Source organism: Fulvivirga ulvae (genome assembly GCF_021389975.1).
GTDB classification, from domain to species: Bacteria; Bacteroidota; Bacteroidia; order Cytophagales; family Cyclobacteriaceae; genus Fulvivirga; species Fulvivirga ulvae.
This window is the reverse complement of sequence record NZ_CP089981.1, coordinates 2563727-2582566: the sequence shown is the minus strand read 5'-3', so window position 1 is coordinate 2582566 and position 18840 is coordinate 2563727. Positions and strand designations below refer to the sequence as shown.

Below are 18840 nucleotides of genomic sequence, written 5' to 3'. Positions count from 1 at the left end.
CACTTTAGGTTCTAAAGTGGCTCTCAAATATGGCTATTTTAAAAATTATCTCACACTAAACTGCTTTGTAAGTGGCCTGGCAGCATTCACACGTACAGTATAGACTCCTACAGGCAACTTCTCCTGAAAATCTAAAACTACCTCGCCGGAGCTCTCAATAAGAGCCTGTTGCTGATGTACAATCTGCCCTTGAGTATTATATACTAAAACTGCAGCTGCCTTTTCTGAAACCAAACCTGTAACCCGAAGTGTAAGTTGATCTCCCTGGTTAGGAACGGGATACATGTTTAACTCTGCAGTATCTGAAACTGAATTATTATTTACTTTTATGATATCGGAATATGTAAAAGTACCGTCAAAATCTGTTTGCTTTAACCGATAGTATGCAGTTCCTCTGACCGGATTGTTGTCATAATATCTGTAATCATTTCGCTCCTCAGTTGTACCCTTACCTTGTACCGTATTCAACACTTCAAAGTTTTCAAGATCGGTTGTTCTTTCAAGTGTGAAGTAATCATTGTTAAGTTCAGAAGCGGTAGCCCATTCCAGCATGGCCGCATCTCCATTCATGCTTCCTTTAAAGTATAGCAGTTCCACTGGCAAAGTACCTGCTCCACCTTCTATTCCGAATGGAGAAAAAGAAGAGATGTTAGTAGCAGTCATTGTGTAAGTCCCTGACCCAGTGGCAGCACCTGACGCCATAGTTTCCCATTGTGATCCGTCGTAGTGTATTACTTTAACATCTATAGGAGAAAATCCACTGAGTTGATCTGCATCACTCCACTGAAAGGTTAGTGCGACATCAGAGCCACCAATTACTTCCTCATCAATATACCACGTCTTATTTACAACATCAGATGTTTGAGCAGTACCAGAATAACCTCCATCGTAGACCACTGACGCTAATCTTACAGAATAATTATCGGCCGTACCTGAGTTGTTGATCACAAGCGGGGTGTAACTTGACGCACTTGTACCTATTGGGAATAATACATTACCTGTACGACCACCTGTCCCAATACCATTTTGAATCAGCTTACCTGTCCCATTGGTTATAATATACCTTGAAGAAGAAGCATTGGAGATTGTTGCGGAGCTCCCTATGATAAGATCAGAGTTATTGAGCGCCAGTTTTCCACTTGATAGCGTTAGCGTGCCGGTAACAGCTGTTCCACCTTGTAGTTGCTTAGTTCCTGAACCAGAAATTACGAGATTAGTATAGGCTATAGGTAGTATCTGTTGATCTCCGGTTCCTGCATATACCACTGTACCGTTGGTTGACATTACAGCAGACATATCAGGATCGGGGGTTCCTCCCGTAAAAAGCCAGTTCCAGGTGCCTCCGCTTCGGTTCTCAAAATCGCAGAGCAAATCTATACCAGTAAAATTACCATATTGATTGACTATACCGTAGTTATCTACAATGTTAGCGGCCCCGTTAAAATTAATATCTCCCCCGATAGTTAATGTAGCTCCAACATTATTTTCTACACGGTTGCCGGAATCCAATATTCCACCGGTTTTTAAATCACCGGTTATGGAAATACTTCCATTATTCTCCAATCTTGATGAATTAGCGCTTAGTACAATATCTCCTTTGACGACAAAACTCCCTGTAGAGTTATTGGTTAACCTTGAAGAATTATTTTCAAAAATAAGGTCATTATTCACATCCACGTTCCCAGCTCCAGTAATCACAATACGCCCATTATTAGAACTTAATAAGAAATCTTCACTAACAGTAAGCTTTCTGCTACTTTGAATGGTAACGGTGTTTGTACCACTACCAACCTCAAAGTATGCCGCAGTAACAGACCTGTTAACGGTGAGACTTGCACCATTGGTCAAATTAATTGATGCAGGAGAAAAGGCAGGATTACTACCAATAACAGGAGCATTGGTATAATTGCTAGGGTTGATGATAACCCGATCCTGATTATCAGGAAGTGCTCCCCAGTTACCACTGTAATTGGACGCCTTGTTCCAGTCTGAGTCAGTGCTACCTGTCCAGGTAACATTTCCGGTAGGCCAGCATGCGTAAGACTGGCTATGCGCAGCCAGTTGAAAAATCGATAGGAGGATAATTGCTTTTACTAGAGTCTTCATAATATATGGGGTTTGAAGCAAGTTCGTGTAACAAAAATCTAATCAGTATTTACTTTTTTTTGGATTTCCATCTTTAAGTCTCTTGTTACACCTAAGTATGTTTTTCCTGTTTTTTGTCACTTTCACAAACTCTCTTTTTCCATACTTCAAAGGATTTGCCACTTATGCCATATATCAAAAAATATATTTTAATCCCTGAGGCATTCTTCAATTATTGATATATAAATTATTGATAATCAGATGATTATACAAGGATTAAGTTTGAATACACATATGACAGTAAAATTCACCTAACGAACATCTAACCTCAAATTATTCCCAAAAAGGGATGAAAAAAATCATATTGAGACAAGAATCAGTGCTTGTTTCTGAATCGGGCAAATGTCAAAACCGATGTTGATGTATGATCTTTTAACCAAAAGTCAAAGTTTACTTCCTGTGCCGGAAACAGGAAGAATTATAACGCATGTAAAATTATAACCTTTTGATAACCAAATAGTTAAATCTCTTAGGTGTCATCCCTGATACCCTTCAGGGTATCCCCTGAAAACCCTTAGAAGGTAGGGGTTAGCTTTATAATCAGGGTAATGTTAAATTGTAGAAAATCCGGTGTGGGAGGTTTGATTTATTAGGCTAAAACGACGGCCCAAAAAGGTAGCACATTCGGGCATTTAGCCTAGAAGTCCTTGAATATAAAAACCAGAAGTCGCCCAATCATATTGAAACGTCCTCATCATCAAGAAATGGAAAGGCGGAGTTATTCCTGAGTAGCATGGTTACAGCTAATTTCAGGATACAATCGGATCTGTTTTATTTTAACGTGAACGCATTTTCTGCCACATTATAGCGACAGGAAAAAATATTGCTAACAGGATCGTGTTTATCAACCCAAGCCAGTCTTTAGCGAAAGCATATAGTGTATTATTATTCAGCAAACGAACCTCGTCTATCATAACAACCTCTTCATCCCATGAAGTAATCTTACGTTTTAACCCCGATTTACTCACAAACATTGATTTACCAGTCGTTGCACAGCGCACCACATCTCTACGCAAGGAAGCAGCCACGGTAGAAGCATATTGTGCATTCTGCAGATAGCCGGAAGTATTTCCTGCCCAACTGTCATTAGCTATTACAGCCATAATATTTGCGCTGTTGTTTACAAAGTGAGTAGCATACCCCGGAAAAAGGGCATCAAGGCAGATAAGGGTTCCGATACGCATCTGCTTATATTCAAAAACATTCACTTCATCATCCTTCTCGTAGCTGTTTTTAGCCTGGTTAAGCTGGAGTTTGAATTTTTCAAAAAATGATAGCTGCTCAAGATAAGGTATCCTTTCCATAAAAGGTACCAGATTATTCTTCATTTGTACTTGTGTAGCCTTATCGTGAGCTATAAGCATGGCCCCGTTATAAGCACTAAAATACCTGCCATCACCTGTGGGCAGGGCAGATGAGGGTGCAATAGCTTTACTATCGAAAAGCTTAAACCCGATAAACCCAACCAGTATAGGGGCATTAATCTCCTTGGATATTTTTTTGATCTCCCTGATAGCCGGTTGTTCATCAACATTGTTTAATACCAAAGGAGCAAGAGGGGACGTTCGCAGGTAACCCTCTGAAAGCACAACTAAGTCCACATCTTTTCCCTTTAACGGAAGCAGCAGCCTTTGCAGGGTACCAACTTGTCGCTTTAGGCTGTTTTTATCCAATACCTCATATGGGTCGGCATTGCTTTGCACAATAGCTGTTTTTATAGAGGCATTTCTTTCTCCTCCCTGTGGCTGCGGGTATAAGAGCAGGTTTGTCAGTATCAGGATGGTAATAACTCCAAGGGTCATTGACAAATTGCGTTTAAAACTCACGCTTCCATATGCTTTAATAACATTAAAAAACATGACATTAAGCAATACAATTACTAATGAACCCCCAAGATATCCTGTATATTCATAAAACTGAATAAACCATGGCATCGGGCTCAGACCAAAGCCAAGATGCAACCAGGTAAATGCCAATTGCCAGCTGCTGTGCAAGTATTCATAGCTAACCCATATTAAAGGCAGCAAATACCAGATATACTCCTGAGCGATCTTATTTTTCGCCCAGGCAAATACAAGAAATGGCAAACTTTGAAAAAATGGTATCAATATCCATGCAATTGCGATAATGATAAAGCCCTGAAGGTCAATTCTTGTATTGCCAATCCAGTACATGGTACCAACAGTCCATATGAAAAAAGTCAGGTAAGCATAGGCCCAAATCTTCTTAATTGACGCTTGCTTGTCTATAACGAAAAATAAGGGGATGAATGCTATAAAAAGTAGGGGAGTCAATGAAAAGGGCGGCCATCCAAGTATGAGTAATAAACCCGATAGAGCACATTTGAAAATACTACTGTTTAAAACATTTTTCATAGATATGGGGATATTCAACAAATAACGATATCATATGTAAAAAACAAAACCCACTTTTATCAAGTGGGTTTATTATTTGCAAAATAAATTCTGATCTTATTCCACCACAAAGTACCTGCTGACGGGTTCGGGCATGTTAATTTTAATCAAATACACACCACGAGATAACTTTCTTTGAAAATCCAGTTTTATTTCGGGGCTTTCAGTATTTAAAATATTTTGATAAACGGTTCTTCCTTGAATATCAGTTATGTGGAGGGGTACTGACTCTACACCCGACAGATCCATCATGGAGAGGGTTATACTCCGACCATCAGAAGGCACGGGAAAAATTTTTAATGATCTTTCTGATTTACCTTCATAATCAACTTTTACTAAACGTGAATAGCTCGTAGTACCATCATAATCAGTTTGTTTTAACCTGTAGTATGAAACGCCGGCCAAAGGACTATGATCAAATGTTAAATACTCACTTTTCACATTGGTTGTTCCCTTACCGGGTATTATTTCTATCTCGTAAAAATTATTAAGGTCAGAAGATTTTTCAAGAGTAAAAAAGTCGTTATTAAGCTCGGTAGCAGTTTCCCACGCCAACTTTACTTTGTCATTAGCCAGCCGGGCGTCAAAATAAGTAAGCTCAACAGGAAGCGGGCCATCACCTCCCTCTATACCGAAAGGAGAGAATGAGTTCACTCCTGAAACAGATACATTGTAAGGATCAGCCCCCGAAGCGGATGTATTTCCTATAGCTTCCCAAATAGATCCGTTATGATGTAGAATATTAACATCCGTTCTGTTAAAACCACTGAGTTCATTACCGGAGTTCCACTGAAATGTGAGGGTTGCATTTGAACCTCCGGCCACCGATTCGCTGATAAACCAGGTTCTGTCCACCACCTGAGCGGTAGCGGCAGTACCGGTAGCACACCCTCCTTCTTCATAAATGCCAGAACAAATCCGTACACTGAAATTATCTGCTGTTCCTGCGTTAGTGATAGAAACCGGTGTGTAGCTGGTTGTATTTAATCCTACGGGAAAGGAGATGCTTCCTGCCTTGCCTCCGGCACCTATATTATTCTGTACCAAGGCGCCATTTCCATCAGTGAGTATATAACTGCTGCTACTGCTCCCACTTATTGAAGCCGAATTGCCAAGGCTAAGGTTGAAATTACCTAAGGAGATGTACCCGGCATTCATATACAGAACTCCGCTTACATTGGTATTCGCCTGTAATGCTTTACTGCCCGATCCGTCAATTGTCAGGTTGTTATACAGCACCGGAATTACAAGTTGATCACCAAAACCTTCATATTCAAAAAGCCCCCCCGCAGAAAATATGGTATTGACATCTGTATCATAGGCTCCTACATAATACCAGGCCCAGGTGCTTCCCCCTAAATTGTTAAAATCACTGCCGGTATCAATATTAACAAAGTTTCCATATTGGTTAATTATTCCGGAATTGTCGATGGTAAGGTTTCCGTTGTTGAGGTCTATATCCCCTCCAATATCTATTCGCCCTGTATTACCAAATAAATTTCCAGTGTTGCCTGCTGTGAGTGTAAAGTTATTAGTAAGGAAAATCGTACCATTATTAGTAAATGTGGCATTGTTAGCATTAAAATCAATCTCGTCGCCGATGGTCATTGTTCCCGTAAGACCGTTGGTTACAGTTCCTGAAGATCTAAAATTGAGACTGGTCGTAAGATTTATATTTCCATCACCACTGATTTCCAGATCATTTGAACCAAACATATAAACCCTGTCAATATCAAAAGTACCTCCACTATTTATCACCAGCTGACTAGTGCCAGATCCCCCCTCAAAATCAAGGTCTGCGGCACTTTGACCATTTTCATCAAAAACACCTCCGCTATTAACCGTGAAGATTCCGTCAGACATCATATTTAGCTCTATATTATCATCAGTAAACCGTAGTGTTCCGGTATTGTCGATGGTCACATCATTGACGGATGCATCCTGACCAAGATCAATGATCATACCTCCGCCTATATTTACCCGGGCGGTTTCGTTAGGTACACAACCGCATGATGCTCCTCCATAACCAACTCCTGACCAGGCAGAACCATCATCCCAATCACCACTAGCGACCGAATATAAGGGAGTAGAAGTCGCAGCCTGTACAACTACATTATCGATTGTATGATATTCATTATTATTTAGAAATCTCACCACAATTTCCAGACTGCTGCCCGATACTGTGGTAGTAGCAGTAGCGCTTGCAAAATTGCCACTGAAGTTTCCGAATATTGTTTCAGGGCCTCCATCTAATCTATAATATACTCTTACATAATCACTTGATTCGGAATCGCTATACTCGAGCGCATCGACTGAGATTGAAGTACTTCCCAGAATGGTAAATTGTCCGGTAGACCAGACGGCCTCGGTACCCACGGAAAAAGCTGTTAAATCCTGAAAATCGGCATCAACAGCCAAAGAGCCGGAAGAGCCTTGAATCGTAGTCCAGGGGGAGTCATCACTATCACTTGTGGCTCCATTGGGTTGCGTATTAAATCTCTCAATATAATAATCCTGAGCCAGAACTAAGGCAGGTGCAAAACCTGCAATTAAAGAAAAACAAAACACTACGCTAAAGTTAGCGGATCTGATCCCGTGTTTTACGGTACGATTTTTCTCAAAAAATTTCATTTTATGGGGATATGTAGATAAAAGGTTGACTATTAGTTAAATACAAAAACCAATCATTTGGTAACTCCTTTACAGTATTACCAAACGGTCAAAGCAAAGAATTTTTCCTTTGCTTTGACGAGGGTATATCTACGAAATATATGAAATTTTAAGCTATTTACCGCAAAGAAGCAGCAAAAATTATCTGCTATAGTTAGGAGCTTCGCGGGTAATAAATATGTCATGGGGGTGGCTCTCCTGTACCCCGGCAGCAGTAATTTTTACAAATTTAGCATCCTGAAGTTTATTGATTGTAGCGGTACCACAGTAGCCCATGCCCGCTTTCAGTCCGCCTATAAGTTGATAAAGTACTTCTGATACCAGACCTTTATAAGGAACACGGCCAACAATACCTTCCGGGACTAGTTTCTTAATGTCATCTTCTGCATCCTGGAAGTACCGGTCTTTTGAGCCTTCTTCCATAGCTTCAACTGAGCCCATTCCCCGGTATGACTTGAATTTCCTTCCTTCATAAATGATAACTTCTCCCGGAGCCTCTTCAGTACCTGCCAGTAACGAGCCAATCATTACGCTGCTAGCACCACCTGCCAGGGCTTTTACTACATCTCCTGAAAAACGAATACCTCCATCTGCAATCACTGGTATGCCACTTCCCTTTATAGCTTTAGACGATTCGTAAACCGCAGAAAGTTGTGGTACCCCTACTCCTGCTATTATTCTTGTAGTGCATATACTACCTGGACCCACACCTACTTTTATTGCATCTGCCCCTGCTTTCACCAAAGCTTTAGCTGCCTCTCCTGTTGCTATATTACCCACTATCAGATCGAGTTCAGGATATGCATTCTTTACCTTTTTGCATGCATCTATCACACCTTTGGAGTGGCCATGAGCAGTATCTATACTAATTACATCGACACCTGCTACTTTCAACCCTTCAATTCTTTCAAGAATATCAGGCGTTACCCCAACAGCTGCACCTACCCGCAACCTGCCGTATTCATCCTTACAGGCATTTGGTTTGTTTCTCTTTTTCAAAATATCCTTATAAGTAATTAAACCTGTCAGGATTCCATCCTTATTAACTATTGGCAGTTTTTCAATTTTATGTTTCTGAAGTATATCTTCGGCTTTTTCAAGTCCTATATTTTCTTCTGCAGTGATAAGATCATTTTTGGTCATGATCTCGCTCACAGGAGTACTCATATTCTTATGAAACCTCAGATCGCGGTTAGTGATAATTCCGATAAGCCTTTTGTTTTCATCTATCACCGGGATACCTCCGATTTTATACTCTCGCATTATATGTTCTGCATCCTGAACATTGGAGTTGATATTAAGTGTAATAGGATCCAGTATCATACCGCTCTGTGATCTCTTAACTTTTCTAACCTGCTGAGCCTGAGCCTCCTTAGACATATTCTTATGAATAAACCCAAGGCCGCCTTCCAGGGCCATGGCTATGGCCAGCTCTGCTTCCGTTACTGTATCCATTGCTGCGGATACCAAGGGTATATTTAATCGAATATTTTTGGTTAAGTATGTAGAAGTGTCGGTATCTCTTGGAAGTACTTCAGAATAACCTGGCTGAAGAAGCACGTCATCATAAGTAAGTGCCTCAAAAATAAATTTGGAATTGTCTAGGGACATAGCAAATAAGCGTTTATGTTATTTGCCGGACAAAACTACGGAGATTCACTAATATAAAAAACGAAACTATTAGAATAAATTTAGCCCTGAAATTGTGCATCTCGATAAATGCTTCTAGTTTAACACAAATTTTTTATCGCATGAGGTTAGTTTTACTTTTTATTTTTTGCCTACAATCTTTCCTATATGCTCAGGAAGAACACGGAAAGGCATCTTTTTATGCTGACAAATTTGAAGGTCGCTCTACTGCAAGCGGAGAAAAGTACAGGCACACCAAGCTTACTGCTGCACATCGCACACTCCCATTTGGCACCAGTGTAAAAGTTACGAATCTTGACAATAATAAGTCTGTAACAGTTCGCATAAATGACCGCGGCCCCTTTGTTAAAGGCAGGGTGATTGACCTTTCAAAATCTGCTGCTCAGAAACTTAATTTTATCCGTCAGGGTACTGCAGATGTCAAAATAGAGATTGTAAGTGTAGAAGATGCTAAAGTTGAAAACATAGAGCCAGATGTTGTAAGTCTACCTGAAAATGTCAAATACTATGGTCTGAAGATGGATACTGTCGAAAGAAGTGGGTTTGGAGTTCAAATTGGCAGTTATAGAGATATGGAAAACCTCATGAATACTGCAACAAATCTGAAACCTGCATATGCCAGGGAGGTAACCATAAAACAAAGAATGGTAGATGGCGCAAAAATATACTCGTTGATAATAGGCCATTTCCATAAGAGGGACGAAGCTGAAGCATTTAAGAAGAAAGTTCAAAAAAGACATCCTGGCAGTTTTATTATTGATTATTCATTATTCTAACTGGATGCAGGTTTAACATAAGCCAGGAGCTTCTGTCATGTATTTAAGAAAGTGTGATAACGGCCTGAATACTTACAAGAAAGCCTGATATGAATTATCTGTCCATAGGGTTTCTTTTGTATCGCCCCAACCAGGCCCTAATCCAACTTTCTTTCCAAAATAATAAAACCTCTGTCCTGGATTTTAATATTAAACTTTAATTAGCTTATTTAGGTTGAGTACAAAAGAGATGAAGAAGTTATTTTATTTTTTGCTGTTCACAATAGCTACACCCGCTGTTAGTCAGGATTCCCTGGTATATTTTAATGACATAAGTTTTAGCTCTGATTTTGAGGCTCTTGCATTTAAGGAATATTTCAACCAGGGCAAACGAAACTATCTTGCTTTGTTTTTGGCTGCCAATCCGGATATGACAAATAGTACTTTTGAACAATATCATACTATCTATAAGTCAAAGATCAATAATATTGATCTTGATAAACTGAACAAAAAGAGAGCAGATAAAAAGATCAAGGCTTTGTATGAAGATGTACATGAGCTGTTTTTGACCAAGTATGAAATTCAAAATGACTTTAGCAGTATTTTTTCCAAGGGCTATTATAATTGTGTCTCCGCTTCTGCTCTGTATGGTATTGTCTTCTCTGAGCTTGATGTTCCGTACATTATAAAAGAAAAGCCGACGCATGTATACCTTGTTGCTTACCCCGGATCTGAAAAAATATTGGTGGAATCCACCGATCCTGACGGAGGCTTTATTGTCTCAAGTGACCGATATAAGGAAGCATTTGTAAAACAAATGACCCAAGCCAAGCTTATAAGTGCTGAAGAGGCCAAAAACAAGTCAGTAACTCAGCTTTTTGACGAATATTACTTTTCTGATCCGGATATTACCTTAAAAGAACTAGTTGGAATACAATATACTAATCATGCTTTATATGCTCTCGAACAAGAAGATTACGAAAAGGCTTTCCAACTACTCGAAAAGGCCTATTTCTTTTATCCAGCCAACAGGGTGGTTACACTACTGACCGCCGTGAATATCGATGTAGTTCAGAAGTCCGATTACAGTAATCCTAAGGACGTAACAAATCTTGCTAAACTGGCCAGGTATAGCGATTATGGTATTTCGTATGATATGATATTGGGCGAGTTCAGCCGAATCAATAATATCTACCTGATCAATAAAGGGGATGCTATCACATACGAAAAATATTATAAGCACCTGGCATCCTTATTACATGATAAAGAATTGAAACACGCTATTGGTTATCTTTATAACTATGAAAGGGGACGGATACTCTATAATCAGGGAAAATATAACGAAGCTCTTGCTTTTTTTAATCAGGCTTATGAGTTAAAGCCGGAAAACCTTGAAATAAACAACGCTATGGTATCTACGATTGCTCAGAGCCTGAGGTTTGAAAGTAATAACAGCCTGATTATTGAAAGACTCGAAAGCTATGGTCAAATGCACCCTCAACTTATGAGCAATAATGTATTTAAGAGTATGCTGGTAAGCTCTTATCTCATACAGTGTGGCCAGTCTTATGATTTGCAGAAAATCAACGAAGCGTCAAAATACAGGTCTTTATTTGAAGAGAATTATTCACCTGAGCTCAATATTGATGCAACGAATATTGGCCGGGTTTACTCACTAGCTGCCATCTATTATTTCAGAAAAGGTTATACAGCCAAAGCAGTTGGCCTTATATCCAAAGGCCTTGAATATGCTCCTGGCAATTATGAGCTGCTTATGAGGCAAAAAATGATTAAGTAGGAGCCGATTATCCCCTGTTTTCTATAGCAAGATTATACTTCTTCTCCAGCACAAAGGGATTACCGAGTTTAGTCTCAACTACAGCAATGATGTTAAGTTTATCCATTGTAAACATACCCGGACCAATATTGTACTTAAGGTCAAGTACTCCGGGTCTCTGTGGTTCAACTTTCATAGTTCCTTCCATAATACATCCATTACTATCCAGATCACCCAGATAGTATGTTACTTTTCTGGAGTTATCTGAAATGGAAATCCTAAGTATAAATTCATTGGATTTGATCAGGTTATTAATTTCCGTAACCACTATTTTAGGATAATTCTTTTTAACATCTCCGTTTAGCAGGTATTCCTTTAGCCCTTTACAAACCACACCTTTATTATAAGGTACTTCAGCGGCCAGTCTCCCATCCATACGATACTTTTTGCGAATACCATGGATCTTACCATTGTTGTATGGTGTAACCTGATAAGGTTTCCCATTTTCGTAGTAGGTAGTAACATCTCCATGTTTTATATTATTTACATATGTAATCTGCTGGCGTAACTTGCCATTTTTGTAGTAGCTTTTTGCCAGCCCGTTCTTCTTGCCTCTCTTAAAGTTTATCTCCGTTTTCAAAGAACCATCTGCACGATATTGTTGCACCAATCCCTCCTTTTTCTTTTTCCCACTTTTAGTTTCTTTTCCCTGCTGATCACAGGCTGCTGCACTCAACAAAAGAATAAAAAAGAATAAATAGATTGATTTGTTCATGTTTATAAAATTCAAAGTTTATGCCTGTATTCTTATTACGATTGCTCTTCCTGAATATGGGTTATAATACTTTGAGCTGTAACTGCACCGGAGTCGAATGCTCCATCCAGTGTACCGTATTTCACACTTGTAGCTTCTCCGGCAAAATACACCCTGGCGTTTATGTCTTGCGCCAAAGTTATCCGGTCCTCATCCGAACCTCCGATAAGGGGGTAAGAATACCCTCCTTGAATATTTTCATCACTGGTCCAGTCCATTTTTATCAATTCACTGATATCATTGTTCAAACTTGCCTTTCCTTCAAATAAATTATCCAGATCATTCAGAATAGCTGATTTCAAATCCTCATCATTCAACACCCTCAATGCATCGGCATCCTGACCGAATGCCTCTATCATCAGTGTCCGGTTACTTACACTAAGCTCCTGACCTATGCTGGTATATACCGGCACCAGATCCCCTCCGTATATCATTAATGTGTTTTGTCCCCAGAAGTTTTTATTGAACTTGATGAATATCTTGATGGCTGCATCCATACCAATTCGGCTCAGAGCCTCTGCTTTTGAATCCGGTAACGACGGCACAAAAGATATCCTTTCGCTTTTCAAAATGGAAACGGGTACTGTCATTACAACTTTACTTCCCGAAAAGCTACCGTTATTTGTTTGTACGGTAACCTCTTCACCACTATAATCAATTGATGTAACATTAGTATTTAACTGAACGCGTTCAATCAGGTGGTTAAAAACAGAAAAGAATATGTCCTCTATGGGATTATTAGCCAGAGCTATCGACTTACCATTTGTAGGTAAATTGAGTGAGCTTTTGACTCCATTGATACCAACCTTACCTATATCTGATCCAATCGGGTCTGCTACCTGGCCTTCAATGAATCTATAAACAGATGAATCGAGCCCTGCATCCTGAGCTGCCTGGAGAATTGTTTTGTCATCTCCGCTATAGGCTGGTATATTATTGACAAAATTCTGAGCTGCCACAAAGTCCGTGTGGTTTTGCAAGTCAGAGGCTGGCACTGTCTGACCATTGAAGAAAAAGATATTCTCCCGGCCTGTACCCACCTGAACCGTATTTAAATTTAAATCTTGTATACGTTGAAGAAAAAGAGAGTCCTGACTCCTTAAAACGTCCGCACCAAGCTCTACAGGGAAATCCGCAAATGACCTGACTGACTTGACCCTTCCGCCAATTCTGTCTCCCGCTTCAAGTATAACTACATCAATTCCCTGGCTTACGAGTAAATCCGCCGTATAGAGCCCGGCTGCCCCGGCACCTATCACTATCACCGTACCATCATAGTTAATGGCAGGCTTAGGGTCTTCGTCATCTTTACATGAGGTAAGGAACGAGGGCAAAAACAAACCGGCTGAAGCACCTATTCCTATGCCTCTGATAGCTTTTCTTCTATTCACATCAATCAGGTTAAAATTATTGCCAGTCAGACTGCTGCTAAAATAATAAATAAAAAAGATATATTTGCCGCTTCCGCTATTATGGAAAGTATACTGCAGCAAACCATAGAATACATCACTTCAATGGATCCCTACGAAGCAACGGGGTTGATCTTTGGTTTGCTGGCTGTAATATTCCTGATCAAAGAAAATATACTCACGTGGCCATCCGGAATAATTTATGTGCTGGTGTCGCTTGTAGTATTCTGGAGAGAAAAACTCTATGCTGATTTCGCACTGCATATCTTCTTTTTAGTGCTTAACATTTATGGTTGGTGGTATTGGGTCAGAGGAAAAAAATCACCTGACCGTGAATCCCCTTTAGATGCTGCTCCGGATCAATCCCAAGCTAAGGAAGTGCCTGTCACACATGCCTCTTCAGGTGTATTGACTGCGTTGATACTTATTTCAGCTATGGGTATCTTTCTTATGGGTTTTCTTCTGGAAAGTTTCACGGATGCCTCACTTCCATACTGGGATAGTGCTACCACTATGCTGAGCTTGGCTGGTATGTGGCTTACCGCAAGAAAGAAGATTGAAAACTGGCATTTTTGGTTTGTGGTTGATGTATTGGCTACAGGTGTTTATTATTATAAAGGCATACATTTTTATTCAATATTGTATTTGGTATATATAGGTTTAGCGGTTTCAGGATATCTGGCATGGAGAAAGACGATGAGAGTACAGACAAGTCTGTAAAAAAGGTAGTGGTAATTGGACCCGAATGTACGGGTAAGTCAACGTTATCTTCAAAACTGGCTGAGCACTATAGCACCTGCTGGGTAAAGGAGTATGCCAGACGGTATATCGATGACCTGAATCGCCCATATGAGGCCGATGACCTGCTTGCAATTGCTCAGGGCCAATTGGCAAATGAAGACCGATTAGTACTTAAAGCCAAAGACCTGCTCATTTGTGATACTGATCTTATCGTTATTAAAATATGGTCAGAATTCAAATACGGTTTCTGCCATCAGGAAATACTACATGCAATAGAGACCCGCCGGTATGACCTCTACCTTTTAACATATATCGACCTTCCCTGGGAGGAGGATCGTCAGAGGGAAAATCCTCACCTTAGAAGCTATTTCTATGATCTTTTCAAGAGCACGCTTCAGGAACTTAAGGTTCCATTTGTAGAAATTAAAGGTGAATGGCCTGAAAGAAAGCAAATGGCGATTAAAGCCATAGATAACATCCTTACCCCTCCGGCAGGCTGTATTAAGAAACAATAACCTCTTTGCTCTCTTTATCCGAATGATCCCCCTCCTGAGGAGAATCGGTAATGGTGTTTTCGTTATCCTTATCCTTAAAAAACTTCTTTTGAAGGATAAGGATCAGTACAACACCTATAAAAATAGATGAGTCTGCAATATTAAACACCGGGCTGAAGAACAGGAAGTAGTCTCCACCTACCAATGGAAACCAATCAGGGTAATATCCATCAAATAGCGGAAAGAAAAGCATATCAATCACCTGACCATGAAACCACGGTGTCGGAGATCCTTCAGGCGCATTATCAAGCCAAACTCCATAAAAAGTACTGTCTATTACATTTCCGACTGCTCCTCCCAGAATCAGTCCCATGCACCACAGCAATCCGGACTTTGCCTTCTTTTTATACAGGTAAAAAATATAGTAGCCTATTCCCACCATGGCCCCTAATCTGAACAAAGTTAAGAGGAGCTTTCCATACTCATGGCTCGATTTAAGGCCAAAGGCCATACCCGGATTAAGCAAATAATGAAGCTTAAACCATTCTCCGAAAACATCTATCTCACCCATGGTACCCATTTCCATATTGAAATGAACAAGTAACTTCACTACCTGATCGAGGACAATAACACCCAGGGCCAGCAAATAATATTTATATAGCTTCATTATGCTTCAATTTTTACTCTGAGCTTGTGCTCATCCATCTCCAATTCATTTCCGTCGCTCAGCTTATCAAGTATATCCAAAGATAAGGCCTGGGTTTCATTACAAATATATTCTCTATTCGCCTCCAATGCTGAGTTGACCAGGTCCGTATTTTTTTCAATATTGATCTTTATTTTATCCTGCACTTCCAGCCCCATATCCTTACGCATATTTTGTACCCTGTTCACAAGATCACGAGCTATACCTTCCTTACGCAAATCATCGGAAATAGTAATATCCAGGGCTACAGTGAGCCTTCCTTCCGATGCTACCGACCAACCGGGAATATCCTGATAGTTGATCTCCACATCCTCCAGTGTTAATTCAACGGTGCTGTCGTTCAACTGAAGTTTTAACAGATTTTTGTTTTCCAATATTACAATATCATCTGCCGGAAGCTGATTGATCTTAGCAGCAATTTCCTTCATTTTAGGACCATGCTCCTGACCAAGTTTTCTGAAATTAGGCTTTATATTTTTAACCAGCACGCCGGATTCGTCGTCAACAAATTCTATTTCCTTAATGTTCACCTCTGAGAGAATTAAGTCTTCTACTGCACTTACTTGTCTTTTAAACTGATCATTTATTACAGGAAGCAATATTTTTGACAGCGGCTGGCGTACTTTTATCTTATGCTTCTTCCTTAAAGAATGTACCAATGAAGATACATTCTGCGCAAGCGACATTCTTTGTTCAAGGTCAATGTCCACCACAGCCTGATCCATAGCAGGAAAATCGGCAAGATGAACCGACTCGGTTGATTCAAGTCCGGTAACTGCATTGAGGTCCTGATAAAGCTGATCCATGTAAAACGGTGCTATAGGTGCACCAAGTTTTGCGATAGTCAAAAGGCACGTGTACAATGTTTGATAAGCTGCCTTTTTATCATTATTGTATTCTCCTCTCCAGAAACGCTTTCTGTTTAACCTTACGTACCAGTTACTCAGATCGTCGATGGTAAAATCCTGGATCAACCGGGCAGCTTTGGTAGGTTCATAATCCGCATAAGCAGCATCAACCTTGGCTATCAGACTATTTAATTTCGATAGTATCCATCTGTCACTTTCGGTCCTTTCACTAGCGTCTACATCTCCTTCTTCATAATTAAAGCCATCGAGGTTAGCATAAAGGGCAAAAAATGAGTAAGTGTTATGCAATGTTCCAAAAAACCTTCTCTGCACTTCTACCACCCCATCCATATTAAATTTGAGATTGTCCCAAGGATTGGCGTTAGAGATCATATACCATCTTGTGGCATCTGGCCCATGTTCAGCAAGCGTCTTGAACGGATCTATGGCATTACCCAACCGTTTGGACATTTTGTTTCCATTTTTATCTAATACCAGACCGTTGGCTATTACATTTTTAAATGCCACGTTATCATACAGCATCACTGCAATGGCGTGCAATGTAAAGAACCAGCCTCGTGTTTGATCAACACCTTCGGCAATAAAATCTGCAGGGAAGTTTGCATTGAAAACATCTTTATTCTCAAATGGGTAATGCCACTGTGCATAAGGCATAGCTCCCGAATCAAACCATACATCAATAAGATCCGGCTCCCTGAACATTTTTTGTCCGCTATCACTAACCAGCACCACATTATCTACATATGGTCTGTGAAGATCAAAGTCATCCCCTATTGATTCTGACATGAACCCTGCTTTGATTGACTTTTCAACCTCTGCTTTTAGCTCCTCCATAGAGCCAATGCATTTTTCTTCTGCCCTGTCCTCAGACACCCATATAGGTAAAGGTGTACCCCAGAACCTTGATCTTGAGAGGTTCCAGTCCACCAGGTTTTCAAGCCAGTTTCCAAAACGGCCAGTGCCCGTAGACTCGGGCTTCCAGTTTATGGTCTTGTTCAGCTCTACCAGTTTATCTTTCATAGCCGTGGTTTTAATAAACCACGAATCCAAAGGATAGTATAGAACAGGCTTATCCGTTCTCCAGCAATGTGGGTATGAGTGCTCGTATTTCTCTACTTTAAACGCCCTGTTCTCTTCTTTTAGCTTAATGGCTATCTGTACATCAAGTGATTTTTCAGGTGCTTCCCCATCTTTATAGTACTCGTTTTTGACGTACATACCAGCAAAGTCCGTAATCTCCTTTACGTAGCGACCTTGCTTATCCACAATTGGCATAGGATTACCCTCTTCATCCTTTACTAGTATTGCTCCAATGCCTGCCTGCTTTGCCACACGTTGGTCATCAGCACCAAAGGTTGGTGAGATATGCACTATGCCTGTACCATCTTCTGTACTTACATAGTCACCGGGTATTACCCTAAACGCAGGTCCGTCAGCGGCCACATAAGGAAGTAATTGCTCATATTCAATCCCTATCAGATCACTTCCCTTATGTTCTGCTACAATCTCGTATGGGATGAGCTTATCACCCTCCTTAAAATCTTCAAATGTTATATCTTTTGCCTTGGCATTAAAGTATTCACCCATTCTGTCTTTAGCGAGGATCACCTTAATTTCCTCAAAAGTATATGGGTTATAGGTTTTCACTTTGACATAATCGATCTTCTCACCTACTGCCAAAGCACTGTTACCTGCCAATGTCCATGGAGTAGTTGTCCAGGCCAGCAGGAATGTGTTGTCTTCATTTTTAAGTTTAAACTGTGCAGTTACTGTAGTATCTTTTACATCACGATATGTACCTGGCTGGTTCAATTCATGAGAACTTAATCCTGTACCAGCAGCAGGCGAATAAGGTTGAATAGTGTAACCTTTGTACAACAGGCCTTTGTCATAGAGTTTTTTAAGGAGGTGCCACAAAGTCTCCATATAATCACGGTCGAACGTCACATAGGGATTGTCCAGGTCGACCCAATAACCCATTTTCTGGGTCAGGTCATCCCACTCATCCTTATATTTCATTACCGTTTCCCGACACTTCTGATTGTATTCTTCAACGGAGATCTTTTTTCCTATATCTTCTTTGGTGATCCCCAGCTCCTTTTCTACCTGTAGTTCTACGGGCAGGCCATGGGTATCCCAGCCACCTTTACGCTTTACCTGAAAGCCTTTTAAGGTTTTATAGCGACAAAATATATCTTTTACCGCCCTGGCCATCACATGGTGAATACCCGGAGTACCATTTGCTGATGGCGGCCCTTCATAAAACGTGAAAGTTTCCTGCCCCTCGCGACTGTCTACTGATTTTTCGAATATCTTGTTTTCCTTCCAATATTCCAGTATTCTATCGGCTACCTCGGCGTAATTGAGCCCTTTATACTCTTTGTATTTCACCTTTA

Annotated in this window: 12 protein-coding genes; 4 read left to right on the top strand and 8 right to left on the bottom strand. The window is 40.3% G+C overall.

Features of this window, described 5'->3' with window-relative positions:
- Positions 1-45: 45 nt before the first annotated feature.
- The 4 genes from LVD17_RS10710 to guaB all read right to left on the bottom strand — a co-directional run bounded on the left by LVD17_RS10710 (position 46) and on the right by guaB (position 8840).
- Positions 46-2106, bottom strand: a complete 2061-nt coding sequence (locus LVD17_RS10710; RefSeq protein ID WP_233766662.1) for a T9SS type A sorting domain-containing protein — start codon at positions 2104-2106, stop codon at positions 46-48.
- 815 nt (positions 2107-2921) lie between these two features.
- Complete coding sequence (gene lnt / locus LVD17_RS10705; RefSeq protein ID WP_233766661.1) at positions 2922-4520, bottom strand: apolipoprotein N-acyltransferase; 1599 nt, start codon at positions 4518-4520, stop codon at positions 2922-2924.
- Between the two features lie 96 nt (positions 4521-4616).
- Positions 4617-7190, bottom strand: coding sequence for a T9SS type A sorting domain-containing protein (locus tag LVD17_RS10700; RefSeq protein WP_233766660.1), 2574 nt, complete (start codon positions 7188-7190; stop codon positions 4617-4619).
- Positions 7191-7370: 180 nt separating this feature from the next.
- Entirely contained in the window at positions 7371-8840 is a 1470-nt protein-coding gene (gene guaB / locus LVD17_RS10695) for an IMP dehydrogenase (RefSeq protein ID WP_233766658.1), read from the bottom strand.
- 140 nt (positions 8841-8980) lie between these two features.
- Between guaB and LVD17_RS10690 the strand changes: the two genes are divergently transcribed.
- Together LVD17_RS10690 and LVD17_RS10685 are read left to right on the top strand one after the other, a co-directional pair.
- Positions 8981-9655 (top strand): septal ring lytic transglycosylase RlpA family protein, encoded by a 675-nt coding sequence (locus tag LVD17_RS10690; RefSeq protein WP_233766656.1) that lies wholly within the window; start codon positions 8981-8983, stop codon positions 9653-9655.
- 229 nt (positions 9656-9884) lie between these two features.
- Positions 9885-11432 carry a tetratricopeptide repeat protein gene (locus LVD17_RS10685; RefSeq protein ID WP_233766655.1) on the top strand — a complete coding sequence of 516 codons (1548 nt, stop codon included), beginning with the start codon at positions 9885-9887 and terminating at the stop codon, positions 11430-11432.
- Positions 11433-11439: 7 nt separating this feature from the next.
- On the opposite strand, the gene LVD17_RS10680 is transcribed toward LVD17_RS10685, so the two are convergent.
- Complete coding sequence (locus LVD17_RS10680; protein ID WP_233766653.1) at positions 11440-12186, bottom strand: toxin-antitoxin system YwqK family antitoxin; 747 nt, start codon at positions 12184-12186, stop codon at positions 11440-11442.
- Between the two features lie 35 nt (positions 12187-12221).
- Positions 12222-13616 (bottom strand): flavin monoamine oxidase family protein, encoded by a 1395-nt coding sequence (locus LVD17_RS10675; RefSeq protein ID WP_233766651.1) that lies wholly within the window; start codon positions 13614-13616, stop codon positions 12222-12224.
- An 81-nt stretch (positions 13617-13697) separates the two neighbouring features.
- Here LVD17_RS10675 and pnuC point away from each other — a divergent pair, with 81 nt between their 5' ends.
- Together pnuC and LVD17_RS10665 are read left to right on the top strand one after the other, a co-directional pair.
- A complete protein-coding gene (gene pnuC, locus LVD17_RS10670; RefSeq protein WP_233766650.1) occupies positions 13698-14354 on the top strand; it encodes a nicotinamide riboside transporter PnuC in 657 nt (218 codons plus the stop codon).
- Positions 14318-14890 (top strand): AAA family ATPase, encoded by a 573-nt coding sequence (locus LVD17_RS10665; RefSeq protein WP_233766649.1) that lies wholly within the window; start codon positions 14318-14320, stop codon positions 14888-14890. The genes pnuC and LVD17_RS10665 overlap by 37 nt, the downstream gene beginning before the upstream one ends.
- Here LVD17_RS10665 and LVD17_RS10660 read toward each other — a convergent pair.
- Together LVD17_RS10660 and ileS are read right to left on the bottom strand one after the other, a co-directional pair.
- Positions 14877-15536: a lipoprotein signal peptidase gene (locus LVD17_RS10660; RefSeq protein ID WP_233766648.1), complete on the bottom strand. Its 660-nt coding sequence runs from the start codon at positions 15534-15536 to the stop codon at positions 14877-14879. The two genes, LVD17_RS10665 and LVD17_RS10660, sit on opposite strands and share 14 nt — an antisense overlap.
- Positions 15536-18835: an isoleucine--tRNA ligase gene (gene ileS / locus LVD17_RS10655; RefSeq protein ID WP_233766647.1), complete on the bottom strand. Its 3300-nt coding sequence runs from the start codon at positions 18833-18835 to the stop codon at positions 15536-15538. Before ileS ends, LVD17_RS10660 begins: the two co-directional genes overlap by 1 nt.
- Positions 18836-18840 lie beyond the last annotated feature (5 nt).